General features: G+C 71.6%; 25 protein-coding genes. 22 read left to right on the plus strand and 3 right to left on the minus strand.

What is annotated here, in order from left to right:
• Window positions 1-39 precede the first annotated feature (39 nt).
• From FV227_RS20630 to FV227_RS20730, 21 genes are all read left to right on the plus strand, one after another.
• Window positions 40-735 carry a CpaD family pilus assembly protein gene (locus FV227_RS20630; protein ID WP_147859791.1) on the plus strand — a complete coding sequence of 232 codons (696 nt, stop codon included), beginning with the start codon at window positions 40-42 and terminating at the stop codon, window positions 733-735.
• A 105-nt stretch (window positions 736-840) separates the two neighbouring features.
• Entirely contained in the window at window positions 841-2,085 is a 1,245-nt protein-coding gene (locus FV227_RS20635; protein ID WP_147726599.1) for an AAA family ATPase, read from the plus strand.
• 126 nt (window positions 2,086-2,211) lie between these two features.
• Window positions 2,212-3,654: a CpaF family protein gene (locus FV227_RS20640; RefSeq protein WP_147726600.1), complete on the plus strand. Its 1,443-nt coding sequence runs from the start codon at window positions 2,212-2,214 to the stop codon at window positions 3,652-3,654.
• Window positions 3,651-4,628 carry a type II secretion system F family protein gene (locus FV227_RS20645; RefSeq protein WP_243934821.1) on the plus strand — a complete coding sequence of 326 codons (978 nt, stop codon included), beginning with the start codon at window positions 3,651-3,653 and terminating at the stop codon, window positions 4,626-4,628. The genes FV227_RS20640 and FV227_RS20645 overlap by 4 nt, the downstream gene beginning before the upstream one ends.
• A 109-nt stretch (window positions 4,629-4,737) precedes the next feature.
• Window positions 4,738-5,700 carry a type II secretion system F family protein gene (locus FV227_RS20650; protein ID WP_147726602.1) on the plus strand — a complete coding sequence of 321 codons (963 nt, stop codon included), beginning with the start codon at window positions 4,738-4,740 and terminating at the stop codon, window positions 5,698-5,700.
• A 274-nt stretch (window positions 5,701-5,974) separates the two neighbouring features.
• Window positions 5,975-6,301 (plus strand): 50S ribosomal protein L21, encoded by a 327-nt coding sequence (gene rplU / locus FV227_RS20655; protein WP_147859784.1) that lies wholly within the window; start codon window positions 5,975-5,977, stop codon window positions 6,299-6,301.
• A 62-nt stretch (window positions 6,302-6,363) separates the two neighbouring features.
• Entirely contained in the window at window positions 6,364-6,630 is a 267-nt protein-coding gene (gene rpmA, locus FV227_RS20660; RefSeq protein ID WP_147726605.1) for a 50S ribosomal protein L27, read from the plus strand.
• A 198-nt stretch (window positions 6,631-6,828) separates the two neighbouring features.
• Window positions 6,829-7,428, plus strand: a complete 600-nt coding sequence (locus tag FV227_RS20665; RefSeq protein WP_147726607.1) for a GNAT family N-acetyltransferase — start codon at window positions 6,829-6,831, stop codon at window positions 7,426-7,428.
• A gap of 207 nt (window positions 7,429-7,635) precedes the next feature.
• Window positions 7,636-8,664 (plus strand): GTPase ObgE, encoded by a 1,029-nt coding sequence (obgE, locus tag FV227_RS20670; protein ID WP_147726617.1) that lies wholly within the window; start codon window positions 7,636-7,638, stop codon window positions 8,662-8,664.
• 60 nt (window positions 8,665-8,724) lie between these two features.
• Entirely contained in the window at window positions 8,725-8,997 is a 273-nt protein-coding gene (locus FV227_RS20675) for a type II toxin-antitoxin system VapB family antitoxin (protein WP_147726609.1), read from the plus strand.
• A complete protein-coding gene (locus tag FV227_RS20680) occupies window positions 8,994-9,398 on the plus strand; it encodes a type II toxin-antitoxin system VapC family toxin (RefSeq protein WP_147726610.1) in 405 nt (134 codons plus the stop codon). Before FV227_RS20675 ends, FV227_RS20680 begins: the two co-directional genes overlap by 4 nt.
• Window positions 9,395-10,510: a glutamate 5-kinase gene (proB, locus tag FV227_RS20685; protein ID WP_147726611.1), complete on the plus strand. Its 1,116-nt coding sequence runs from the start codon at window positions 9,395-9,397 to the stop codon at window positions 10,508-10,510. The genes FV227_RS20680 and proB overlap by 4 nt, the downstream gene beginning before the upstream one ends.
• A gap of 150 nt (window positions 10,511-10,660) precedes the next feature.
• Window positions 10,661-11,959, plus strand: coding sequence for a glutamate-5-semialdehyde dehydrogenase (locus FV227_RS20690; RefSeq protein ID WP_147726613.1), 1,299 nt, complete (start codon window positions 10,661-10,663; stop codon window positions 11,957-11,959).
• Window positions 11,960-11,992: 33 nt separating this feature from the next.
• Window positions 11,993-12,610, plus strand: a complete 618-nt coding sequence (locus tag FV227_RS20695) for a nicotinate-nucleotide adenylyltransferase (RefSeq protein WP_281406272.1) — start codon at window positions 11,993-11,995, stop codon at window positions 12,608-12,610.
• A 158-nt stretch (window positions 12,611-12,768) separates the two neighbouring features.
• On the plus strand, window positions 12,769-13,089 hold the full coding sequence (gene rsfS / locus FV227_RS20700) for a ribosome silencing factor (RefSeq protein WP_313898961.1): 321 nt from the start codon (window positions 12,769-12,771) through the stop codon (window positions 13,087-13,089).
• An 11-nt stretch (window positions 13,090-13,100) separates the two neighbouring features.
• Window positions 13,101-13,598, plus strand: coding sequence for a 23S rRNA (pseudouridine(1915)-N(3))-methyltransferase RlmH (rlmH, locus tag FV227_RS20705; protein WP_147842120.1), 498 nt, complete (start codon window positions 13,101-13,103; stop codon window positions 13,596-13,598).
• Between the two features lie 67 nt (window positions 13,599-13,665).
• The gene (locus FV227_RS20710) at window positions 13,666-15,012 is read left to right on the plus strand and encodes a peptidoglycan DD-metalloendopeptidase family protein (protein WP_147859785.1); all 1,347 of its coding nucleotides are present in this window, start codon (window positions 13,666-13,668) and stop codon (window positions 15,010-15,012) included.
• The gene (locus FV227_RS20715; protein WP_147729525.1) at window positions 15,012-16,334 is read left to right on the plus strand and encodes a S41 family peptidase; all 1,323 of its coding nucleotides are present in this window, start codon (window positions 15,012-15,014) and stop codon (window positions 16,332-16,334) included. Before FV227_RS20710 ends, FV227_RS20715 begins: the two co-directional genes overlap by 1 nt.
• 299 nt (window positions 16,335-16,633) lie before the next feature.
• Complete coding sequence (locus tag FV227_RS20720; RefSeq protein WP_147859786.1) at window positions 16,634-17,881, plus strand: divergent polysaccharide deacetylase family protein; 1,248 nt, start codon at window positions 16,634-16,636, stop codon at window positions 17,879-17,881.
• 86 nt (window positions 17,882-17,967) lie between these two features.
• On the plus strand, window positions 17,968-18,519 hold the full coding sequence (locus FV227_RS20725) for an RNA pyrophosphohydrolase (RefSeq protein WP_147728799.1): 552 nt from the start codon (window positions 17,968-17,970) through the stop codon (window positions 18,517-18,519).
• A gap of 28 nt (window positions 18,520-18,547) precedes the next feature.
• The gene (locus tag FV227_RS20730; RefSeq protein ID WP_147859787.1) at window positions 18,548-19,180 is read left to right on the plus strand and encodes a DUF2939 domain-containing protein; all 633 of its coding nucleotides are present in this window, start codon (window positions 18,548-18,550) and stop codon (window positions 19,178-19,180) included.
• A gap of 377 nt (window positions 19,181-19,557) precedes the next feature.
• Here FV227_RS20730 and FV227_RS20735 read toward each other — a convergent pair whose 3' ends face one another.
• The 3 genes from FV227_RS20735 to FV227_RS20745 form a co-directional block, all read right to left on the minus strand.
• Complete coding sequence (locus FV227_RS20735; RefSeq protein ID WP_147728797.1) at window positions 19,558-20,742, minus strand: acyl-CoA dehydrogenase family protein; 1,185 nt, start codon at window positions 20,740-20,742, stop codon at window positions 19,558-19,560.
• Between the two features lie 165 nt (window positions 20,743-20,907).
• Window positions 20,908-22,026 carry a GNAT family N-acetyltransferase gene (locus tag FV227_RS20740; protein ID WP_246686560.1) on the minus strand — a complete coding sequence of 373 codons (1,119 nt, stop codon included), beginning with the start codon at window positions 22,024-22,026 and terminating at the stop codon, window positions 20,908-20,910.
• A 20-nt stretch (window positions 22,027-22,046) separates the two neighbouring features.
• Window positions 22,047-23,480 (minus strand): polysaccharide biosynthesis protein, encoded by a 1,434-nt coding sequence (locus FV227_RS20745; protein ID WP_147859789.1) that lies wholly within the window; start codon window positions 23,478-23,480, stop codon window positions 22,047-22,049.
• A gap of 448 nt (window positions 23,481-23,928) precedes the next feature.
• Here FV227_RS20745 and FV227_RS20750 point away from each other — a divergent pair.
• Window positions 23,929-25,062: DEAD/DEAH box helicase (locus tag FV227_RS20750; protein WP_147859790.1), on the plus strand; the 1,134-nt coding region annotated here is incomplete at its 3' end.

The raw sequence follows: 25,062 nt of genomic DNA on the forward strand, positions 1-25,062 counted from the left end.
GGCCTGCCCTCCCCCGCCCGACGCACCCTGGCCCTCGCCATGCTCGCCGCCTCCGTCGGCGGCTCGCTCTGCGCCTGCCATTCCGACCGTGCCGTCACCGGCTCGATCGCGCCCGCCGACTATCGCGCCCGCCATCCGATCGTGCTCGCCGACGGCAGCCGCGTCCTCGACGTGTTCGTCACCGGGGTCGGCCACCTCGACCCGCGGCAGGCCGCCGACATCGACGCGTTCCTGCTGGAATATCGCCGCTACGGCCGCGGCAGCCTCGTGATCGACCTCCCGCGCGGGGTGGCCCCTTCCGTCGGCGCCGGCGTCGAGCGCACCGCCGCCGCCATCCGCCGGCTCGGCGCCGAGGGCGGCGTGCCGGCCCGCGAGATCGTGGTCTCCGGCTACCCGGTCGCCGATCCCGGCCTCGCCAGCCCGATCCGCCTCAGCTTCCACCGCATGGAGGCGCGCGTCGCCGACAAGTGCGGGCTGTGGCCCCAGGACCTCGGCGAGAGCAGCCCGATCGCGAACTTCCGCAATCAGCCGTCGTGGAACCTCGGCTGCTCCACCCAGGCGACGATCGCCGCCCAGGTCGCCGACCCGGTCGACCTGGTGCGCGGGCGTCCCGAGGGCCGCATCGACACGATCCGCCGGGTCAAGGACATCGGCCAGCTTCGCGAGGGCAAGGATCCGTCAACCGCCTGGCGCCAGGATGGCAAGACGAGCGTGAAGTCCTCGGTCAGCGAGTGAGCCGCCGCGCGGCGCCACGCCCCGGCTCCGCCGACCCAGAGACCCAAACGTTAAGACTTAAGACCTAGACCCCAGACTCAAGAACCCGAACCCGAAGGCCTCGTCATGGCGGACCACCCCGAGACATCTGAGCGGATGATCGCCCCGGTGCCCCGGATCACGATCCAGGCGTTCTGCGAGGTCGCGGAGACCGCTGCGATGATCGAGAGCGCCGGGACGGACCGGCGCATGCAGAAGGCCCACCTCAAGGTCCAGATGGGGGGCGGCGCGGCCGCGGTCGAAGCCTACCGCCACGCGCCGACCCCCAACGTCATCATCATCGAGACGCAGGGTCCGAAATCCCGGCCGATGGAATGCCTCGACGCCCTCGCCGAGGTCTGCGACGCCGGCACCCGGGTGCTCGTCATCGGGCACGTCAACGACGTGACGCTGTATCGCCAGTTCATCCAGCGCGGCGTCAGCGACTACCTGATGGCGCCGGTCGAGCCGCTGACGCTGATCGCCTCGCTCTCGGACCTGTTCGCCGCCCCCGGGGTCAAGCCGGTCGGGCGGACCATCGCGGTCTACGGCGTCAAGGGCGGCATCGGCGCCTCGACGGTCGCCCACAACCTCGCTTGGTCGATCGCCCGCGGCCAGGGCGCGCAGACGGTGATCGCCGACCTCGACATCGCCTTCGGCACCGCTTCGCTCAACTTCAACCAGGATCCGCCCCAGGGCGTCGCCGAGGCGGTGTTCGCGCCCGAGCGCCTCGATTCGGCGCTGGTCGAGCGCCTGCTCTCGAAGTGCAGCGACCAGCTCAGCCTGCTCTCGGCGCCGGCGAGCCTCGACCGCACCATCGACCTGTCCGAGCCGGCCTTCGACGCGCTGATCGACCACCTGCGTGCGGCCGTGCCCTGCATCGTCCTCGACGTGCCGCACCAGTGGTGCGCCTGGTCGAAGCGGGTGCTGACCGGGGCCGACGAGATCCTGATCGTCGCCGGCCCCGATCTCGCCAGCCTGCGCAACGCCAAGAACCTGCTCGGCGCGCTGCAGCAGGGCCGGCCCAACGATGCGCGGCCCCGGGTGATCCTGAACGGCGTCGGGGTGCCCAAGCGTCCCGAGATCGGCGCGGCGGATTTCACCAAGGCGCTGGAATCGCCGCTCGTCGCCAGCATCCCGTTCGACCCGGCGCTGTTCGGCACCGCCGCCAACAACGGCCAGATGATCGCGGAGGTGCAGGCCGGCTCGAAGGCCGCCGAGATCTTCGCCGACCTCGCCGCGGCGATGCTGGGACGGCCGGAGGCGAAGCGCGCCCGCCCCAATTTGCTCGAGCCGCTCCTCGCGAAGCTCGCGCGCCGGAAGGCGTCCTGATGCCGATGCTCTCGCGGGCCGCCGTGCCCTCCCCGGCGGGCGATGCGGCCCACGCGCGGCTCGCAGCCAGATGCGCGCGGACGTCTGCGCGCCCGTCCTTTCCGACGCGATCCGAGGATTCGTCCCATGTTCGGTAGGAGGCAGGGTACCGCGGCGGCGCCGGCTGCAGCACCGCCGCCGGCCGCCCTGCGCGCGACCGCGCCGGTGCTGGTGCAGGAGAACGTGGCCGGCAAACGCATGGACGCGTCGCCCGCCGTGGTGGCGCAGGACAACCCGCGCTCGGAGGATTACTACCGCACCAAGAGCATGATCTTCGGCGCGCTGATCGAGGCGATCGACCTCGCGCAGCTCTCGCGCCTCGAGCCTGATGCGGCGCGCGAGGAAATCCGCGACATCGTCTCGGAGATCATCGGCCTCAAGAACATCGTGCTGTCGATCGCCGAGCAGGAGGAGCTGCTCGACGACATCTGCAACGACGTGCTCGGCTACGGCCCGCTGGAGCCGCTGCTCGCCCGCGACGACATCGCCGACATCATGATCAACGGCGCCAACCGCGCCTTCATCGAGGTGAACGGCAAGATCCAGCTCACCAACGTGCGCTTCCGCGACAACCAGCAGCTGATGAACATCTGCCAGCGCATCGTCAGCCAGGTCGGGCGCCGGGTCGACGACGCCTCGCCGATCTGCGACGCGCGCCTTCCGGACGGCTCCCGCGTCAACGTCATCGCGCCGCCGCTGGCCATCGACGGCCCGGCCCTGACCATCCGAAAGTTCAAGAAGGACAAGCTCACCCTCGACCAGCTCGTACGCTTCGGCGCGATCTCGCCGGAGGGGGCGGAGATCCTGAAGATCATCGGCCGGTCGCGCTGCAACATCGTCATCTCCGGCGGCACCGGCTCGGGCAAGACCACCCTGCTGAACTGCCTCACCGCCTTCATCGAGCACGACGAGCGCGTCATCACCTGCGAGGACGCGGCGGAGCTGCAGCTTCAGCAGCCGCACGTGGTGCGCCTAGAGACGCGCCCGCCCAACATGGAGGGCCAAGGCCAGGTCACCATGCGCGACCTCGTCAAGAATTGCCTGCGCATGCGGCCGGAGCGGATCATCGTCGGCGAGGTGCGCGGGCCGGAGGCGTTCGACCTGCTGCAGGCGATGAACACCGGCCACGACGGCTCGATGGGAACGCTGCACGCCAACTCCCCGCGCGAGTGCCTGTCGCGCATCGAGTCGATGATCTCGATGGGCGGCTTCACCCTGCCCTCCAAGACGCTGCGCGAGATGATCTGCGGCTCGATCGACGTCGTGGTGCAGGCCACCCGCCTGCGCGACGGCTCGCGCCGCATCACCCACATCACCGAGGTGCTCGGGATGGAGGGCGACGTCATCACCACCCAGGACGTCTTCCTGTTCGACATCGTCGGCGAGGATGCCAATGGCAAGCTGATCGGGCGCCATCGCTCCACCGGCGTCGGCCGGCCGAAATTCTGGGAGCGGGCGCGCTACTACGGGCTGGAGCGGCAACTCGGCGAGGCGCTCGACGCCGCCGCCGAGGCGTCGGGTGCGCTGTGAACGCCGCCGCGAACGTCCCGCTCGCCGTCGGGCTGGTCTTCGTGACCACGCTCGCCCTCGGCTACGTCTTCCTGATGCCGCTGCTGATGGGCGAGCGGCGGGCGACGCAGCGCCTCAGGACGATCAGCGCCTCGGCCGCCGGTAACGCGATCCGCGGCGTCACCGTGAACCGGCGCGAGCAGGTCGCGAAGACGCTCGGCGAGATCGAGGCCAAGGCCAAGGGCGCCGCCAAGGTGACCCTCGAGCTCAAGATCGCGCGGGCCGGCCTGGCGTGGTCGGAGCGGACCTACTGGATGATCTCCGCCGGCCTCGCGGTGGTGGTCGGCCTGCTCGTGCTCATGATCACCGCGAGCCCGATCGCCGGGCTGGGGGGGACCTTCGTCGGCGGCCTCGGCGTGCCGATGCTGCTGCTCCGCCACCTGCGCAAGCGCCGCATCGCGAACTTCACGAAGGAGCTGCCCAACGCCGTCGACGTGGTGGTGCGCGGCATCCGAACCGGCATCCCCGTCAGCGACTGCTTCCGCATGGTCTCCCGCGAGGCCGAGGAGCCGGTGCGCTCGGAGTTCCGGGTCGTCATCGAGACCCAGGCGTTGGGCCTGTCGCTCGGCGAGGCGGTCTCGCGCCTCTACGAGCGGGTCCCGGTGCAGGAGGTGAACTTCTTCGCGATCGTGATCAACATCCAGCAGCAATCGGGCGGCAACCTCTCCGAGGCGCTCTCCAACCTGTCGCGGGTGCTGCGCGAGCGTCGGAAGATGGCCGGCAAGGTCCAGGCGATGAGCATGGAGGCCAAGTCCTCGGCCGGCATCATCGCCGCGCTTCCGTTCTTCGTCGCGGGCATCACCTACTTCACCAGCCCGGATTACATCTCGATCCTCTGGACCACCAATTTCGGCAAGCTCGCGCTGCTGGGCTCGGCGATCTGGATGAGCATCGGCATCCTCACCATCAAGAAGATGATCGCGTTCGACATCTGAGCCCGCCTGCGGCCCGCGCCGTCCGGCAGCCCGGATCGCGCCGCGCCGGGCTCGATCACATCCGGTCGTCACCCGAAGCCCGACGGCCCTTTCGCGGAAGCCCATCGCCATGATCGACCTCATCGCCGATAAGGTCTTCGACCCGCGCACCATGGGCATCGCGCTGACCGCGGTCGCCGTGGCGGCGACGGCCTTCGCCGTGGCGCAGCCGTTCCTCGAGAGCGACAACCTCGGCAAGCGGATGAAGCTCGTCAGCGACGAGCGCGAGATCATCCGGCGGCGGGAACGCGAGCGCCTCAACACCAAGGCGACGCTGCGGATCGAGCCCAAGGCCTACATGAAGCAGGTCGTCGAGCGGTTCGACCTGCGCCGCTGGCTCGGCACCGACACGGCCAAGCGCAAGCTCCTGATGGCCGGCTATCGCGGCCAGCAATCCGAGACGACGTTCCTGTTCTTCCGCCTCGTCATGCCGATCTCGGCGACGCTGGGCTCGCTGTTCTACCTGTTCGTGCTGGAGGCGCTGGACCAGCCCTACCTGATGCGCTTCGGCATCGTCATCGCCTGCGCCTACGGAGGCATCAAGGCGCCGGAACTCTACCTCGTCAACAAGTCGAACAAGCGCAAGGCCGAGATCAAGCTCGCCTGGCCCGATGCCCTCGACCTGACGCTGATCTGCGTCGAATCGGGCATGGCGATCGAGCACGCCTTCCGGAAGGTGAGCACCGAGATCGCCGCCACCTCGGTGGTGCTGGCGGAGGAACTCGCCCTGATGACCGCCGAGATGTCGTTCCTGCCCGATCGCCGGCAGGCCTACGAGAACCTCGCGATGCGCGTCGGCCTCGAGCCGGTGAAGGCCGTCGTCACGGCGCTGATCCAGGCCGAGCGCTACGGCACCCCGATCGGCCAGGCGCTGCGCGTGCTCGCGCAGGAGAGCCGCGACCAGCGCATGAACGAGGCCGAGAAGAAAGCGGCCTCGCTGCCGCCGAAGCTGACCGTGCCGATGATCCTGTTCTTCCTGCCGGTGCTGTTCGTGGTGATCATCAGCCCGGCGATCATCCAGGCGATGCGCTGACGCCCGAGGGGCGCCGCTCCCGCCCGGCGTCGGCCACCTCGGCTCGGAAGCGCTCGCGGCGCGCGCTCTTCGAGGCCAATGCGGGCAAGCATTCGCCCCCGCAAATCCTTGACAGATCGCGTGCCGATCCCCTATCCACCGGGCACAACGCGCGGCTTCCTCGCAGAGGGCCGTGCGTTTCGCGTTGCGGCGGCCCTTCGGGCGGATCGCGACGAATGCATAAGAAGTCGGTCCAGGGCGCGTCCCGGAGGCCGTTCGAACCACGAGAGAGACGATGTTCGCAGTCATCAAGACGGGCGGCAAGCAGTATCGCGTTGCCGAGAACGACACCATCAGCATCGCCAGCCTCGAAGGCGACGAAGGCTCCGCCGTGACCTTCGGCGAGGTCCTGCTGTTCACCGACGGCGACGCGACCCAGGTCGGCGCGCCGCTCCTGTCGGGCTTCAGCGTCACCGGCGAGATCGTCTCCCACGGTCGCGACAAGAAGGTCATCGCCTTCAAGAAGCGCCGCCGGCAGAACTCGCGGCGCAAGCGCGGCCACCGCCAGCACCACACGGTCGTGCGCATCACCGGCCTCTCGGCCGGTTCGAAGAGCGCGTAAGGGCGACCCCGCCCCCACGCGATCCGCACGTTCCGATCCCACGTCATTCGAAAGACTGAACCATGGCACACAAAAAAGCAGGCGGCTCGTCCCGCAACGGCCGCGACTCGGCCGGCCAGCGCCTCGGCGTGAAGAAGTTCGGCTCGGAAGCCGTGATTCCGGGCAACATCATCGTGCGCCAGCGCGGCACCAAGTGGCACCCCGGCACCAATGTCGGCATGGGCAAGGATCACACCCTGTTCGCGCTGACCGAGGGTCGCGTGGAGTTCCAGACCAAGCGCGGCCGCGCCTTCGTGGCGGTGGTGCCGCTCGCGCAAGCGGCAGAGTAGACGGCGGGCGCCTCGAACAGGCGAAGCAGGCCCCGCCGGTGTCCCACACCGAACCGGCGGATCTGTTTCTCGCATCCTGGCCACGAGGCCGGGGGGTCGAACGGAAGACGCGGGGGAGGATGGGGCGCCATCCTCCCTTTCGTCGTCTCAGCGCAACGGTCCTCCACTACGGAGGATCGCGGCGGAGGAGCCCGAACGATGTTCCCCGATCTGACCCGCGACGACGTCTTCCGGATCGAGACCCGCAGCCTGTGGCTGCGCTGGCCGCGCGCCAAGGACGTGGACGCGATCGTGCGGCTCGCGGGCGACCGGTCGGTGGCCGAGATGACCGCGCGGATCCGCCACCCGATCGACCGGATGGAGACCGAGACCTTCGTGCTGGAGGCGCGGCGCCGCAACGCCGCCGGCGAGGGCCTGGCGATGGCGGTCTCGCTCCGGTCCGACCCGGACGGCCTCGTCGGGTTCGTCGGCATCCGCGCCGACGCGGCGACGGAGGGGGCCCGCCTCGGCTACTGGCTCGGCCGGCCCTTCTGGGGCCGCGGCCTCGCCACCGAGGCCGCCGAGGCGATGGTTCACGCCTACTTCGCCTATGCCGGCGGCTCGGTGCTGTCGGCGGATGCGCGGGTGGAGAACCCGGCGTCGCGCCGGGTGCTGGAGAAGGGCGGCTTCGTCCGCACGGGAACGGCGACGGATTATGTCCCCGTCCGCGGCTGCGACCTGACATCCGATCGCTTCCGGCTCGACCGCGCCGCGTGGTCGGCCCGGTTCGGGGTCTCCGGCTGCGACCGGGCAGCCTGACGAAGCGATCGGCCCGGCGCCCTTGACGTCGCCGGACGGATCGATCGGAATCGATCCCTCGCCGTCTCGGCCCAAGGCCGAAGCGACGGGGTTCGCGGCGGAGCTGCGCAGCGTGCGCGACGCCGATGGACGGGGCCGCATCGCCGCGGCGTGAACGAGACGGGGCGGGCCGGTGGCCCGCGCCCCGACATGAAGACGAGCGACACCGTGAAATTCCTCGACGAAGCCAAGGTCTATGTCCGTTCCGGCGACGGGGGCGCGGGATGCGTCGCGTTCCGGCGCGAGAAGTTCATCGAGTTCGGCGGCCCCAACGGCGGCGACGGCGGGCGCGGCGGCGACGTCTGGGTCGAGTGCGTCGAGGGCCTGAACACGCTGATCGACTATCGCTACCAGCAGCACTTCAAGGCGCGGAAGGGCGAGCACGGCATGGGCTCGAACCGCCACGGCGCCAACGGCGCCGACGTGGTGCTGAAGGTGCCGGCCGGAACCCAGATCCTGGCGGTCGACGGCGAGCACCTGATCGCCGACATGACCCAGGTCGGCCAGCGGGTCCGGCTCGCTAAGGGCGGCAACGGCGGCTTCGGCAACGCCTACTTCACCACCTCGACCAACCGCGCCCCGAAGCACGCCAATCCGGGTCTGGAAGGCACCGAGCAGTGGATCTGGCTGCGCCTCAAGCTCATCGCGGATGCCGGCCTCGTCGGGCTGCCGAACGCCGGCAAGTCGACCTTCCTGGCGACCGTGACCTCGGCCAAGCCGAAGATCGCCGACTATCCCTTCACCACCCTGCATCCGGGGCTCGGCGTCGTGCGCTCGGATGCCCGCGAGTTCGTGCTCGCTGACATCCCCGGGCTGATCGAGGGCGCGCACGAGGGCGTCGGACTCGGCGACCGGTTCCTGGCCCATGTCGAGCGCTGCCGGGTGCTGCTGCACCTCGTCGACGCCACCTGCGAGCATGCCGGCAAGGCCTACAAGATGGTCCGGCACGAGCTGGAGGCCTACGGCGAGGACCTCGCCGGCAAGCCCGAGATCGTGGCGCTCTCCAAGGCCGACGCGATCGACGCCGACACCCTGAAGGAGCAGGTCGCCCGCCTGAAGCGCGCTGCCAAGCGCAAGCCGCTCGTCCTGTCCTCGGCCTCGGGCCAGGGCGTGCCGGAGGCGCTGCGTGCGCTCCAGGGCGAGATGGATGCCGCCGCCGAGGCCGAGCGGGTGCCCGAGGCGGCCTGGCAGCCGTGATGACGGGGGTGATCGGGTCGGTTAGCATCGCCCGAGGTTGTTGAACCTGTGGAGGTTTCGATGACGGAAGCGCTGATCGTCATGAACGACGAAGCCTTCGCTCTTGCCCATGAACTCGCGGAGCGCGCCGGCACCACGGTCGACGAGGCGGTGGTCACGGCGTTGCGAGAGCTCGACCGCCGCGTCGCGACGGTCAACGATGACCTGACACCGACGCAACGTGCCGAACGGGACGTGATCCGAGCGCTGGTCCGTGAGGCGCGGGCACATCGCATCGCGATCGTCCCCACCGATCATGACTATCTCTACGACGAGTACGGCCTGCCGGTATGATCGCGCTCGACACCTCGGTGATCGTCGCGATTGCGATGGAAGAGCCTGAAGGCGAGCGTTTCGACACGCTGGTCGCCAAGAATCGGGCGATCATCGGAACCCCGACGTTGCTCGAGTCCAGGATCGTGCTGGGCTCGCTGATGCCGGGTTTTGCCGAGGATTTTTTGGAGGTCCTGATCCTGCGGACCACGGTGCAGCCGGTCGCCTTCACGCTCCAGATGTACCGCATGGCATCCGATGCCTTCCAGCGCTTCGGGAAGGGACAAGGGCATCCGGCGCGGTTGAACTTCGGCGACTGCCAATCCTACGCCGTCTCCAAAGCCCACGATGCGCCCCTCCTGTTCAAGGGTGACGACTTCGTCCACACCGACCTCGTCCCAGCTTACGTCCCGGCGTCATGACCCCCTCCCTCGATCAATTCCGCCGCGTCGTCATCAAGGTCGGCTCGGCCCTGCTGGTGGACCGCGCCCGCGGCCGGCTGCGGCACGCCTGGCTCGCGGCGCTCGCTGAGGACATCGCCGACCTGCATGCCCGCGGGGTCGACGTGCTGGTGGTGTCCTCGGGCAGCATCGCGCTCGGGCGCACCGTGCTCGGCTTCGCGCCGGGGGCCCTGCGGCTGGAGGAGAGCCAGGGCGCGGCCTCGGTCGGGCAGATCGCGCTGGCGCGGCACTGGGCCGAGGCGCTGGGCCACCACGGCATCGTCGCCGGGCAGATCCTGGTGACGCCGCAGGACACCGAGGAGCGCCGCCGCTACCTCAACGCGCGAGCGACCGTGCTCAAGCTCCTGGAGATGCGCGCGGTTCCGGTGGTCAACGAGAACGACACGGTGGCGACCTCCGAGATCCGCTACGGCGACAACGACCGGCTCGCGGCCCGCGTCGCCACGATGATCGGCGCCGACGTGCTGGTGCTGTTCTCCGACATCGACGGCCTCTACACCGCCCCCCCGAATGCCGATCCGGACGCGCGCCACCTGGCCGTGGTCGAGCGGATCACGCCCGAGATCGAGGCGATGGCCGGCGGTCCCGCCTCGGAGCTGTCGCGGGGCGGCATGCGGACCAAGGTCGAGGCCGCCAAGATCGCGGTGTCGGGCGGGACCCACATGATCATCGCCGACGGCCGCGAGAAGAACCCGCTCCGCAGCGTCGTCGCGGGCGGCCGCTGCACCTGGTTCCTGTCCGGTTCCACGCCCACCGCAGCGCGGAAAACCTGGATCGCCGGGTCGCTCGAGCCGCGCGGCACCCTGGTGATCGACGACGGCGCGGCGCGCGCGCTCGACGGTGGGGCGAGCCTGCTGCCGGTCGGCGTCTGCGGCGTCGAGGGCAGCTTCGGCCGGGGCGACGCCGTGCTGATCCGCGACCGCGCCGGGCGGGTGCTGGGCCGCGGCCTCGTCGGCTACGACAGCACGGAGGCGGCGCTGATCCAGGGGCGCCCCAGCACGCAGATCGCCGACCTGCTCACCTATCCGGGACGGGCCTGGATGGTGCATCGCGACGACTTGGCGATGTTCTAGAACCGGTCGCGCCGCGTCCATGACTGGATACGAGCGCCTTCGAAACGTTCCGATCTTTGCCGCGGCGCTTGTTTCGTGCTGCCCGAGGATGCAGATAAGTCGCAGCTTCGTAGGCGGCTCGGGGAAGGCCGCCGACCTGGGATGATGCCCGTGCCAGTCCTGAACATGCGATCCGGCTTCGCGTCGGCCGACGACCTCGCCGAGCAGATGAACGGCATCGGCCGGCGCGCCCGCGCCGCCGGCCGCAAGCTGGCGCTGGCCTCGGCCGAGACCAAGGACGTGGCGTTGCGGGCCATCGCCGAGCGCCTGCGCGCCGACCGCGCCGTCATCCTGCGCGAGAACGCCCGCGACGTCGCCGCCGCGAAGGCCGCCGGGCAGAGCCAGGCGCTGATCGACCGGCTGACCCTCGACGAGGGCCGCCTCGCGGCGATCGCCGACGCGGTCGAGAAGATCGGTGCGCTGGCCGACCCCGTCGGGCGCCAGGTCGCGGCCTTCGAGCGCCCGAACGGGCTGCTGATCGAGCGCATCGCCGTGCCGCTCGGCGTCGTTGGCGTGATCTTCGAGAGCCGCCCGAACGTCACCGCCGATGCCGGCGCGCTCTGCCTCAAGGCCGGCAACGCCGCGATCCTGCGGGCCGGCTCGGACAGCCACCGCAGCGCCATGGCCATCGCCGAGGCGATGCGCGCCGGGCTCGAGGCCACCGGCCTGCCCGCGGACGCGATCCAGATCGTGCCGACGAAGGACCGCGCCGCGGTCGGCGCGATGCTCGCCGGCCTTGACGGCTGCATCGACGTGATCGTGCCCCGCGGCGGGCGCGGCCTGGTCGAGCGCGTCCACGCCGAGGCGCGGGTCCCGGTCTTCGCCCACCTCGACGGCATCTGCCACGTCTACGTCGCGGCCGCCGCCGACCTCGGCATGGCCCGGACCATCCTGCTCAACAGCAAGATGCGGCGCACCGGCATCTGCGGCGCCACCGAGACGCTGCTGGTCGACCGCGCCTGCGCCGGCACCCATCTCGCCCCCCTCGTCGCCGCCCTGCTCGACGCCGGCTGCGCAGTGCGCGGCGACGCCGACGTGCAGGCGGTGGACGGTCGCGTCACGGCGGCGACCGAGGCCGACTGGCGCACCGAGTACCTCGACGCGATCATCTCGGTCCGCGTCGTCGACGGGCTCGAGGCGGCGATCGAGCACATCGAGACCTACGGCTCGCACCACACCGACGCGATCGTCACCGAGGACGGCGACGAGGCCGTCCGCTTCCTCGCCGAGGTCGATTCCGCGATCGTGGTGCACAACGCCTCGACCCAGTTCGCCGATGGCGGCGAGTTCGGCTTCGGCGCTGAGATCGGCATCGCCACCGGCCGCATGCATGCGCGCGGCCCGGTCGGCGTGGAGCAGCTCACCACCTTCAAGTACCGGGTCCACGGCAGCGGCCAGACGCGCCCGTGAGCGGCGCGGTCTCGCCTACCGTGATCCGCGCCGTTGCGTGAGGGCGCGCTGCCGCCCGCGTCGCCGGGGATGCGGATCGGCCTGTACGGTGGCTCGTTCAACCCGGCGCATGCCGGCCACCTGCATGTCGGCACCATGGCGCTGCGCCGCCTGCGCCTCGACCGGGTGTGGTGGCTGGTCACGCCCGGAAACCCGCTGAAGCGCGGGCGGCCGATCGCGCCGCTCTCCGAGCGCTGCGCGCAGGCCGCCGTGGTGGCGAAGGGCGATCCGCGGATCGCGGTGACCGGGTTCGAGGCGGCGATCGGCGCCCGCTTCACCCGCGACACCCTGCGCTGGCTGGTGCGGCGGCGGCCGGGCATCCGCTTCGTCTGGATCATGGGGGCCGATTCGCTGGCGAGCTTCCATCGCTGGAAGGGCTCGGCCGAGATCATGGGCCTGATGCCGGTCGCGGTGATCGACCGCCCCGGCCACACCCTCAGCGCGCCGAGCGCGCGGGCCGCCCGACGGTTCTCCGCCGCCCGCATCCCGGAATCGGACGCCTCCGCCCTGCCGGGCATGGCGCCCCCGGCCTGGGTGTTCCTGCACGGCCCGCGCTCGCATCTCTCCTCGACGCAGATCCGCGATGCGCGGAGCGGCACCGGGGAACCTTGAATTACCGCCCGGAACCGGCCAAAGTCGTCGGTTCAACGCAGGCGCGCGTCGCCACTGCCGATATCCGAGGAATTAGGACGCTGTCCGAGTCGCTCCACACGGGAACCCAGGGTTCCGAGACCGCCGCCCTGGCCAGGGTCGAAGACCTGAGGACGCTCGTGCTCGGGTGCCTCGACGAGATGAAGGCCGAGGAGACGATCGCCATCGATCTCGCCGGCAAGACCTCGATCGCCGACACGATGATCATCGCCTCCGGACGGTCGCAGCGTCACGTCGGCTCGATCGCCGACCACATCACGCAGGAGATGAAGGCCAAGTCCTTCGGCACCGCCCGCGTCGAGGGCATGCCGGCCTGCGACTGGGTGCTGATCGATGCCGGCGACATCCTCGTCCACATCTTCAGGCCCGAGGTGCGCGGCTTCTACAACCTCGAGAAGATGTGGGGCTCCGACCGCCCCTCGGGCGTCTCCGCCGATTGAACGCCGACCCGTTGCGCCTCCTCGTCGCCGCGATCGGGCGCCTCAAGAACGGGCCCGAGCGGGACCTGACCGCGCGCTACCGCGAGCGTGCGGCCCAGCTCGGTCGCGGCCTTGGCTTCCCCGCCTGCGACATCGCCGAGATGGTCGAAAGCCGTGCGCGGCGCGCCCCCGACCGCTGCGCCGAGGAGGCGTCCGGGCTGCTCGCCCAGGTGCCGGCCGGCGGCGTCCTCGTCGCCTACGACGAGCGCGGCCGCGCCGACCTGCCGAGCGAGCGCGTCGCCGAGCGCATCCGCGACTGGCGCGATGCCGGGCGCCCGGCCCTGGTGGTCGCCATCGGCGGGGCCGACGGGCTCGATGCCGCCGTCCGGGCCCGGGCCGACCTCACCCTGTCCTTCGGTGCCGCGACGCTGCCTCACGGCATCGTGCGCGTGCTGGCGCTCGAGCAGCTCTACCGTGCCCTCACGATCCTGGCGGGCCACCCGTATCATCGCGGCGATCCCGACGGGTGAATGCCTCGCGTGCGCCGCAATGCTGGATGAGACCTGCGGTGATGAACGGAGCCGGCAAACGCACGCCATGACGCTGGTCCTCACGAGGCTGGTCGCCACGGGCGTCCTCGCCGCAGCCCTCGCCGCCCTGCCCGCGGCCCGTCCGCGGGCCCAGGACGCGGCGGCGCCCGTCACCGAGGCCGAGCGCATCCAGCGCGCCATCGACGAGCGCGACCGCCGCGCGGACAACCTCAAGCGGGTGCAGGATGCGCTCGCCGCGAGCGTGGGCGCCAAGGCGCAGTTCGAGTCCGAGATCGCCAGCATCGGCGGCGACCGGGCCAAGCTCGACGCGGCGCTCCTCGATGCCGGCCGGCAGTCCCAGGCCACCGAGGACCGGATGAGCCGCCTGGAGGAGCGCCTCAAGACGCTGTCGGGCAGCGAGGCCGCCATCCGCCGCTCGCTCGAGGCCCGCCGCGGGGTGATCGCCGAGATCCTGGCGGCGCTCCAGCGCATGGGCCGGCGCCCGCCGCCGGCGGTGCTGGTCAACCCGGAAGACGTTCTGGCGGTGATCCGCACCTCGATGCTGCTCGGGGCGATCGTGCCCGAGATGCGCGGCGAGGTGGACACGCTGGCCGCCGACCTCGCCGAGCTCGTGCGCCTGCGCGGCCTCATCGCCGCCGACCGGCAGGGCCTGCAGAACGACCTCGCCGGCTGGGCGCGCGAGCAGCAGCGCCTCGCGGCCCTCGTCGCCGCGCGGAGGACCCGGCAGGCGGAGGTCGAGACCGGGCTCGCCGCCGAGCGGACCCGTGCCGCCGACCTCGCCAAGGAGGCCCGGAGCTTGAAGGACCTCCTCGACCGCATCGAGGGCGAGGTCGCCACCGCCAAGCGCTCCGCCGACGAGGCCAAGGCGGCCGAGCAGCGCGAGGCGAAGGCGACGCAGGAGCGTTTCGCCGCAGCCGGCATCCGCGACCCCGCCAAGCTCGCCCCGAAGGTGAAGTTCGTCGACGCCCGGGGGGACGTGCCGCGCCCGGTCAGCGGCCGCCTGCTGCGCGGCTTCAACCAGCCCGACGGCAACGGCGGGATGACGCGCGGCATTTCGCTCGCCACCCGCGCGAAGGCTGTGGTGTCCTCTCCCGCCGATGGCTGGGTGCAGTTCGCCGGGCCGTTCCGGTCGTACGGACGACTCTTGATCATCAACGCCGGCGATGGCTACTATCTTCTGCTGGCTGGGATGGACCAGATCTCGGTCGAGGTCGGCCAATTCGTGCTCGCGGGCGAGCCGGTCGGTAACATGGGCGAGGGAAGTGCGGTCCAGCCGGTGATGAGCGGCGACGGCAGCGATCCGATCCTGTACGTGGAATTCAAGAAGGACGGCGGCTCCATCGATCCGGAGCCTTGGTGGGCGAAAAGCCCCAGCGAGAAGGTTCGCGGATAATGCGCAAGACGTCCCTCATCATGCTCGGCGCGTTCCTGGGAGCAGGCACGTCGATGGTCGCGACGCAGACCGACTTCCTGTCGGGTCCGCGCGCCGTGGCGGCCTCCGCCGAGACCTACCGCCAGCTCAGCCTGTTCGGCGACGTGTTCGAGAAGGTCCGCACCGATTACGTCGAGAAGCCCGACGAGGCGAAGATGATCGAGGCGGCCGTCAACGGCATGCTGACCTCGCTCGACCCGCATTCGAGCTACATGGACGCCAAGGCGTTCCGCGACATGCAGACCACGACCCGCGGCGAGTTCGGCGGGCTCGGCATCGAGGTCACGATGGAGGACGGCCTGATCAAGGTCGTGACCCCGATCGACGACACCCCGGCCTCGAAGGCGGGCCTGCTCTCGAACGACATCATCACCCAGATCGACGATGACCAGGTCCAGGGCCTGACCCTGAACCAGGCGGTCGACAAGATGCGCGGCCCGGTGAACTCGCCGGTGAAGCTCAAGATCACCCGCAAGGAGGCCAAGGACCCGATCGAGGTCACGCTCAACCGCGACGTGATCAAGATCAAGCCCGTACGCTCGCGCGTCGAGGGGGCCGACATCGGCTACATCCGCCTGACGCAGTTCAACGAGCAGACCTACGACGGCCTCAAGGCCGCCGTGGACAAGCTCTCGACCGACATCGGGCAGGACAAGATCAAGGGCTACGTGATCGACCTGCGCAACAACCCGGGCGGCCTGCTCGACCAGGCGGTGATGGTCTCCGACGCGTTCCTCGACCGCGGCGAGATCGTCTCGACCCGCGGCCGCAACCCGGACGAGACCCAGCGCTTCTCGGCCAAGGCCGGCGACATCACCAAGGGCAAGCCGGTGGTGGTGCTCGTCAACGGCGGCGCGGCCTCGGCCTCCGAGATCGTCGCCGGCGCCCTGCAGGATCACAAGCGCGCGACCATCCTCGGCACGCGCTCCTTCGGCAAGGGCTCGGTGCAGTCGATCATCCCGCTCGGCGGCTCGGGCGCGCTGCGCCTCACCACGGCGCGCTACTACACGCCGTCCGGCCGCTCGATCCAGGCCAAGGGCATCGAGCCCGACGTCGAGGTGCTGCAGGAGGTCCCGGACGAGCTCAAGGGCAAGGACGAGACCAAGGGCGAGGCCGGCCTGAAGGGTCACCTCAAGCAGAAGGACGTCGAGGAGCGCGGCGGCTCGTCGGCCTACGTCCCGCCGGATCCCGCCAAGGACAAGCAGCTCACCGCCGCCGTCGACTTCCTGCACGGCATCCAGAAGGGCGCCGCGAACGCCCAGAAGCCGACGATGCCGAACTGACCCCGTCCGGGATCGACGACACGGCGAGAACCCCGTCCGGCGCGTGCCGGGCGGGGTTCTTCGCATGGCGCCCGTGCGCGCGTTGCGAGCCGTTTCGAGCGCGGCGGATGCCGGCTCGCGTGACGAGAGCGCGACCACACAACGAGAGCGAGCTTGTTCCGTGATCCGGTGATCACGGAACAGGCTCTAGGACCGAAGGCCGCTCTTACGAAAAATTAACCATGGCGGCCGGCAATGACGGCGGGGCTGCCTTGCCGCGACCGGCGATTCTTCGGTGGCCCCGCCAGTTCCGAGGGCCAGTGACCGACTCGTCCGACGATATCCTGACGCGTCCCCTCGGGGTCGACGTCCCCGCCCCCGGCCCGAAGGCCGCGCTGGCACGCCTGCGCGCGCGCCTCGCGACCCTCGGCCGGTCTCCACGCGCCGTCGCGGCCGGTCTCGGCGGCCTCGGCGTGGCGGTGCTCGGCCTCGTGCTCCTGCTCGGCGACCCGAAGGCGGGCGAGCCGCGGGTCCAGGTCGCCATCGTCGTCCGCGAGACGATGCCCGCCGCCGGGCGTCCCCCGTCGCCGGAGGCCGCCGCCGCGAACGAGCCGGCGCCGGCATCGAAGCTCCAGAGCAGCGCCGTCGAGGTCGAGTCGGCCTCCGGCGTCACCGTGGTGCGGGCCGGCGGGTCGGCCGCGCCGGCCGAGGCGGTGGTGATCCGCGTGCCCCAGGCCGATGCGCCCAAGCTCGCGCCCGCCCCCGACCCGCGCCTGACCGAGCGTGGCCGCCACGGCGTCCTGCCCAAGCTCGGCGACGGCCGCATCCGCCCGCTCGACGTCTACGCACGCTCCGAGGAGCCCGGCAGCGGGCCGCGCATCGCGATCCTGCTCACCGGCCTCGGCGTCGGCCAGGCCGCCACCGCGAGCGCGATCGTCAAGCTGCCGCCCGCCGTCAGCCTCGCCTTCTCCCCCTACGGCGCCGATGCCGAGCGCAGCGCGGCGCGGGCCCGCGCCTTCGGCCACGAGATCCTGCTCCAGGCGCCGATGGAGCCGTTCGACTACCCCGACAGCGATCCCGGCCCGCAGGGCCTGCTCACCGCCGCCAAGGGATCCGAGAACGCCGACCGCCTCGCCTGGGTGATGAGCCGGTTCTCGGGCTATGTCGGCGTCACGAACTTCATGGGAGCCAAGTTCATGGCCGACGCAGTCGCGTTCGAGCCGGTCCTGCGCGACATCGCCACCCGCGGGCTCGGCTTCCTCGACGACGGCACCAACGCGCGCGGCGTGCCCGCGGACCTGCTCGGCAAGACCAAGGTGCCGGCGGCCCGCGCCGAGATCGTCCTCGACGCGGTGCCGCGCCCGGAGGCGATCGATCGCGAGCTCGCCCGGCTCGAAGCGCAGGCCCGCGCCAACGGCTTCGCCCTCGCCTCGGGCAGCGCCCAGCCGATGACGATCGAGCGCATCGCGCGCTGGAGCCGCGAGCTCGAGGGCCGCGGCATCCGCCTCGTGCCGGCGAGCGTGGCGCTCCGCGGCGCGAAGGCGGTGCGGGTGACGAAGGCGGACTGAGCCCGGCGGCTGCCGCGATCGGGCGCTGCCGATATCGTGTTTCCCGACGTTGCCGCGCCGGTTGGCCCTCCCTATGGTCGCGGCCGATGAAGAGCGACACCGAATCCCGCGATCCGGGCGAGAGCCTGCCCTATCGCCCCTGCGTCGGGGTCACCCTGATCAACCGCGCCGGGCTCGTCTTCGTCGGTCGCCGCAAGCCGGAGGCCGGCCCCGAGCACGTCGCGGGCGACCTCGCCTGGCAGATGCCGCAGGGCGGGATCGACGACGGCGAGGCGCCGCAGGCCGCAGCCCTGCGCGAGCTTCACGAGGAGACCAACGTCGGCGCGGCCTCGGTCCGGCTGCTCGCCGAGGCGCCGGATTGGCTGTCCTACGACTTGCCGCCCGATGTGCGAAAGCAGGCCTGGCGCGGTTGCTACCGCGGGCAGACGCAGCGCTGGTTCGCCTTCGGGTTCCTTGGGGACGACGACGCGATCGACGTCGAACATCCCGGCGGCGGTGCCCACAAGGCCGAGTTCGACGCGTGGCGCTGGGTGCCGTTCGCGGAGCTGCCGGGGCTGATCGTGCCGTTCAAGCGGCCGGTCTACGAGGGCGTCGTCGCGGCCTTCGCGCCGCTGCACGCGTGGTCGGTCGGCGCGTGAGCGCGGCGGCCGGGCGATAGGCTGGGCGATGCGCTGGTGGGTGTTTCCCCTCGTCGCGGTGCTCGGCTGGTTCGCCTTCACCCTGACGCCGCTCTGGACGCTCTACGACTTCGCGCGGGCGGTGAGGGCGCACGATGTCGCGTTCGTCCAGCAGCATGCCAACTTTCGCACGCTGCGGCTGTCGCTGGTCCGGCAGACCACCGCCGCCCTGCGCTTGGCGTCGGACAACGATCCGACCCTCGATGCCAAGGATCGCCAGCGCCTCAACGAGGCGGCGGTCGGCGTGGCGCTGGCGCTCGCGGAATCGATGGTGACGCCCGAGACCGTGCTCGACCTGCTCGACGACGGCTGGCCGCAGAGCCTCGACATCCCGCGTCCCGACGGGGTGAAGCCGTCCGGGCTCAGGCTGGATCGCATCGGGCGGGTGTTTCCGTTCTGGATCGCCTCGGAGATGCGCGGCTTCCGCACCGCCGTGATCGCGATCCCGCCGGACGCGCCGCGGGCGCAGCAGCTGCGGGTGCGCCTGCGCCTCCGCGGCTGGACCTGGCGGCTCGTCGACATCGAGGTCGCCGAAGCCCTGCGCGACCAGATGGCCCAGCGCCTCGGCCGGACCCTGGCCCGGGCCCGCGCCGGCGAGCGGGCACCGGCAGCCCAACCCTGAGGGTGAGCGGCAGCGCGCGGCGGGTTTCAGGTCACGCGCGAGCGTCGTCCCGCAAACGATTGCAGGGGCGAGAATGTCCCGAGCCGGCATTCATGGCAGGCACGCCCGATCGATCGCGGTCCGCGATGGCCGGCACCGCGCTGGGGCCCCTGCACCACCGCATCGTTGCGAAACGTCTCGCGGCCGATCCTCGGCAAGGCCCCGGAACGCACCCCTGGACGCCCGGACGCCGACGGAACCGTCGGCGTCGGCGAGTTCGATGTTGTCGTCCCCGCGCACAAAAGGGCGTCCGCCCGCCGCAAGCGCGTCCGGCAGGCCGCCTCGCCGACGGTCGCGCCTCGCACACGCGTGCGGGGGCGGGCGGTCGCCGTCTGGCGTCAGGCCTTCGGCAGCATCCGGTCGCTGATGATGCGGCGCTGGATCTCGCTGGTGCCCTCGAAGATCGTCGTCAGCCGCGCGTCGCGCCAGTAGCGCTCGACCCGCCGCTCGGTGGTGTAGCCGTTGCCGCCGTGGAGCTGCATCGCCTGGTTGGTGACGCGCACCGCCATCTCGGTGGCCAGCAGCTTCACCATGGCGGACTCACTCTCGGCCGCCTCGCCCTGGTCGAGGAGATGGGCGACCTGGCACCAGAAGGCGCGCGCCTGCGCCACCTCGGCCGCCATGTCGGCGAGCGCGAAGCGCAGCGCCTGGAAGTCGCCGATCGGGTGGCCGAACTGCACGCGCTCCTGAAGGTAGGCCTGGGAGTCCTCCACCGCCGCGCGCGCGACGCCGACGGCGCGGGCCGCGGTGTGGACGCGGGCGATGTTGAGGCCGCGCTGCACCGAGGCGAAGCCGCCGGAATCCGCGTCCGCGCCGCCGTCGCCGTAGAGGCCGGTGAGGCGGTCGCTCTCGGGGACGCGCACCCCGTCGAGCTCGAGCTGGAACGTCAGGAAGCCGTGATAGCCGATCTTGTCGATGACGTGCCCGGTCATGCCCTCGGGGAACTCGCCCGGCGGCTTGACCACCAGGAACGGCTCGAGCCCGGCCGAGCGCAATTCGCCGGGCTCCGGATCGCGGGTCCGGGCCAGAACCTCGATGAAGTCGGCCGCGCGCGCGAAGCCCGCCCAGCGCTTGGTCCCGGTCAGCACCCAATGGTCGCCCTCGCGCACCGCCCGCGTCTGCACGCCGGCCAGGTCCGAGCCGGCTCCCGGCTCGGAGAGGGCGATGCCGCCGATCCATTCGCCCCGCGCCGACCGCGCCAGCAGGTCGGCGCGGCGGGCGTCGTCGAGCACCTGCGTGCCGAGCCCCTGCCCCCGCGCCAGGATGCTGCCGACCGAGAGCCACGCCCGCGCGAGTTCCTCCGAGACGAGGCAGTACTCGAACACCCCGAGCCCCATGCCGCCGTGCTCGGCCGGGATCGTCAGGCCGAACCAGCCCTTCTCGGCCATCGCGGCGATGAGCGAGCGCGGCATCTCGGCCTTCTGCGGGTCGAGCGCGTCGGCGAGCGGCATCACCACGTCGCGGGCGAAGGCGCGGGCCTCGGCCTGGAGCGCGACGCGCGCATCCGTGCGCCAGGGCGACATCAGCTCGGGCGGCTTCGGGGCGTGGCGATCCGGCTTCTCGGACGGATCGGCGGAGCGGGCGGCAGGGGCGTTGGAAATCGGATCCTCCCGGTCGAGCTTCGAGTCTCTTGCCGTGGCAAACTGGACCGCACGACCCTGGAGGCAATGCGCCGCCGCCGCAACGCTCTAACGGGCCCGCCACTTGGCATAGCGCTCGCGGGCACGCTCCAGCGCGGCCGCGAGCGGGAAGAGCGGGTCGGGCGAGGCCTCGACCAACCGGTGCGCGATCGCCCGGCGCCCGGTCCAGAACATCTCGGCGAGGCGGTAGTCCGGGGCGGCGCAGGAATCGATCCGCGCGATCGCGCCGTCCCGCAGCGCGGCCTCGGTGAGGCGATGGACGAGCTGGACGCCCGGCGCGGCGGCGGCCTCCGCCTCGTCGTAGGAGATCTTCAGGACGAAATCCTCGTGACCGCTTCGCGGAAGGATCGCGGCGGCGAGCGTGCGGCGATCGCGGCGCAGGCGCAGGATCCGGATCCGGCCCTGGGCGCCGAACCCGGCGACCATCCCGCGCAGGAACGCGGCCTCGGCCGGGCGCTGGCCGAGGGCGGTCCCGGCTCGGCCCTTCCAGCCGGCGGTCTCGAGGGCGACGTAGTCGTCGAGCGCGTCGATCAGCGCGGCCGGATCGGCGATCGTCTGGAGCACCACCGCACCGCCGGCCTCCAGGCGCTCGCGCGCGAGCCGCAGCTTGCGCCGGCTCCTGCCGCTGACGTGGCCGAGATAGCCCGTGCGCGCCTCCGGCGTCAGGCCGGCGAGGTCGAGGGAGCCGCGGGCATGCGCCCAGTAGGCGGCATCGCGCCGCCCCGTCCGCGCCGCCAGCAGATCCGCGAAGCGGCCATCCGCCGGCGCGTTGAGCAGCAGCAGCCGCGGCGGCAGCCCGAGCGCCCTGGGCGCATCGAGCAGCCCGGCGAGGGCGCGGTCGGGCTCGGCGGCGTCGAGCAGCGGCATGCCCAAGGGGCAGAAGCCGTGCGTCCAGCCGATCAGGACCGGCAGCAGCAGGCCCCAGCGGATGCGCGAGATCCGGAACGGCCACAGGGCGAGCCATCGCGCGCCGGGCTCGTCCGGCGGGCGGTCGGCGACGATCAGGAGCCGAACGCCGTCGCCGAAGGCCCCGGCCGCCGGCAGCGCGTAGTCGGCCTCGTAGAACGGGTTGGCGACGCAGGCCTTCGCGCCGAGCGCGCGCCAGGCCGCGACGCCGGGCGCTGCCGGATCGAGCGGGCGCAGGGCGGCGTACAGCCCGCCCGGCATCCTGGCCGTCGCACCCGCCCTCATCCGGCAACCCGATGCAGGCGCCGCCGCACCACGCCGGCGATGCCGACCACGTCGTAGCGCCACGCGGCGGCGAGGAAGCCGAGGGCCAGCACGGCGAAGCGCAGGATCTGCGCCGGGGCGCCCTCCCCGCCCGGGAGCCAGGCGAGGGCCGCCGGGACGAGGCCGGTCGCCACGGCGATCGCCGCGATGCCGGCGATGTCGGCCAGCGGAAGCGGCATCGCCGGCAGGCCGGACCCGTGCCGGTTCGCCCCGAGGATGAACACGAGGCAGGCCGCGGCCTGACCCGCCGCGAAGGCGATCGCCGCGCCGGCGACGCCGAGATGCGGGATCAGCGCCAGCGAGAGCACGCTCACCGTCACCAGGGTCGCCGTCGAGGCCACGGCCTCGAGGCGGCTCGACTGCGTGAAGTAGATGATCTGCCCGAAATAGTAGGCGCGGAACATCATCAGCACGCTGGCCAGGATCAGCACCGGGGCCAGCGCCCGCGCCTGGTCGCGATAGTCCGGCCCGAGCAGGACCGAGACGACGACCCCGTCGAAGTTGAGGTAGAACGCGGCGCCGAAGGCCGCGACCAGCGCCATCGCGCGGGCGGCGTCGCACAGCACCGCGGTCGCTGCCGGCATCCCCCCGGCGCGCGCCTCGCGCTTGGCGATCGAGATCAGCGAGAGGGCCAGCGCCTCGCCGAACACGACGAAGCTCTGCTTCAGGAAGTCGGCGATCGCGCCGTAGGCGCCGAGATGCTCCGGCCCGACGGTCTTCACGATGATCAGCCGGTCGACCACCTGGGCCAGAGCCGCGATGCCGAAGGACAGCACCAGCGGCCAGCCGTAGGCGATGAGGCGCAGCGCCTCCGCCCGGCTGCCGCGGCCCGGCATCAGCGGGACCACCGTCGCGGCGGCCGGGATCGACGACAGCGCGTAGGCGGTCGCCACGGCCAGCGCGAGATGGACGGCGTCGCCCGACACCATCAGCACCGCGCTGCCGAGGCCGAGGATCAGGATTCCGCGCAGGACGACCGACATCGCCACCGCGACGGCCTGCAGCCGTGTGCGCGCGATCTCGGTGGCGCCCTCGAACAGGGTCGTGCCGAAGGCGAGCGCGACGATCGCCGCCGCGAGCCGCGGCGACACGACGTGAAGCGCCACCGCGAGCGCGCTTCCGATCGCCGCCAGCGCCAGCGTGCACAGCAGGATGCGCAGGACCGTCCCGACCTGCGCGCCCTCGCTCGCCTCGTCGTACAGCGCGAAGAACGCGAATTTCGGCCATTGGCAGGTGGCTCCGTAGAGCACCAGCGACCAGGACAGGATGTAGAGGTAGGTGCCGTAGCTCTCCGGCGGCGCGAGACGCGTGAACACCGCGACCGAACCGAGGTTGATCGCTGCGGCGAAGCCGCGGGAGCCGACGTAGATCGCGGTGTGGTGGGCGATCATCCGCGACCGCCGGGCGGCCGGACGGCCCGGTGCCCCCGGAACGGGACCGATCCGCTCCGGTGCGGGATGGCTCGGGCGAGCGGGCGGGCGGGGAGACGGGACGGCATCGGCGGACGCTGCACCGGCCGTGGCGCCGCGTCCATCCCGCAATGCGGCGACGGTTGACCGGCCGTTGACTTCGCAACCGCGAAGGCGCATAGCCCGAGGGCAGCGTCAGCGGCCGACAGACGGGTCCGCTTGAGAGGGCTGCGTGACGGATACGAGGGACGGCGCGGATCGCGCCTCTCCGAATGTCCGGCCCCTCTCTTCATAACGTGCATGCACCCGGGCCGCCCCATCACGCGGGCAGCCTCCTGCTCTACGGATCGCACCTCTCTCCGTACTTGGCGGCGCCGCTCGACACGAGCCGGGCCCGCGCTCGCGATCCGGCTGCCTGAGAAGTAACACCTTGACCCAGTTCACCGATTTCGGCCTCGCCCAGCCCGTGCTGAAGGCGCTCGAAGAGGCCGGCTACCACACCCCCACCCCGATCCAGTCGCAGGCGATCCGCCCGGCGATGGAAGGCCGCGACCTCTGCGGCATCGCCCAGACCGGCACCGGCAAGACCGCCGCCTTCGCCCTGCCGATCCTGCACCGCTTGAGCCTCGAGAAGCGCCATGCGCCGCGTCGCGGCTGCCGGGTGCTGGTGCTCTCGCCGACCCGCGAGCTCGCCAACCAGATCGCCGAGAGCTTCTCCGATTACGGCCGGCACCTGCCGCTGACCAACACCGTCGTGTTCGGCGGCGTCACCATCGGCCGCCAGGAGCGGGCGCTGGCGCCGGGCGTCGACATCCTCGTCGCCACCCCGGGCCGGCTGATCGACCTCGTCGACCGCCGCTCGCTGACGCTGGAAGGCGTCGAAATCCTCGTCCTCGACGAGGCCGACCAGATGCTCGACCTCGGCTTCATCCATGCGCTCAAGCGCATCGTGAAGATGCTGCCGGCCAAGCGCCAGAGCCTGTTCTTCTCGGCGACCATGCCGAAGAACATCGCCGGCCTCGCCGACCAGTACCTGCGCGATCCGGTCCAGGTCGCCGTCACGCCGGTGGCCACCACCGCCGAGCGCGTCGAGCAGCAGGTGATCTTCGCCCATACCGGCGCCAAGCAGGCGCTGCTCGCCCACATCCTGCGCGATCCGAAGATCGAGCGCGTGCTGGTCTTCACCCGGACCAAGCACGGCGCCGACCGCGTCGTGCGCGGCCTCGAGAAGGTTGGTACCGCGGCCTCCGCCATCCACGGCAACAAGTCCCAGCCGCAGCGCGAGCGCGCGCTGGCCGCCTTCAAGGACGGGCAGTGCCGCGTGCTGGTGGCGACCGACATCGCCGCGCGCGGCATCGACGTCGAGGCGGTGAGCCACGTCGTCAACTTCGACCTGCCGAACGTGCCCGAGAGCTACGTCCACCGCATCGGCCGCACCGCGCGCGCCGGCGCGGACGGGCTTGCGATCTCGTTCTGCAACGACGAGGAGAAGGCGTACCTGCGCGACATCGAGCGCATCACCCGCCAGCGCATCCCCGTCGCCCCCTTCCCCGAGGGCTTCACC

The organism is Methylobacterium sp. WL119, from assembly GCF_008039875.1.
In the GTDB taxonomy this organism is placed as follows: domain Bacteria; phylum Pseudomonadota; class Alphaproteobacteria; order Rhizobiales; family Beijerinckiaceae; genus Methylobacterium.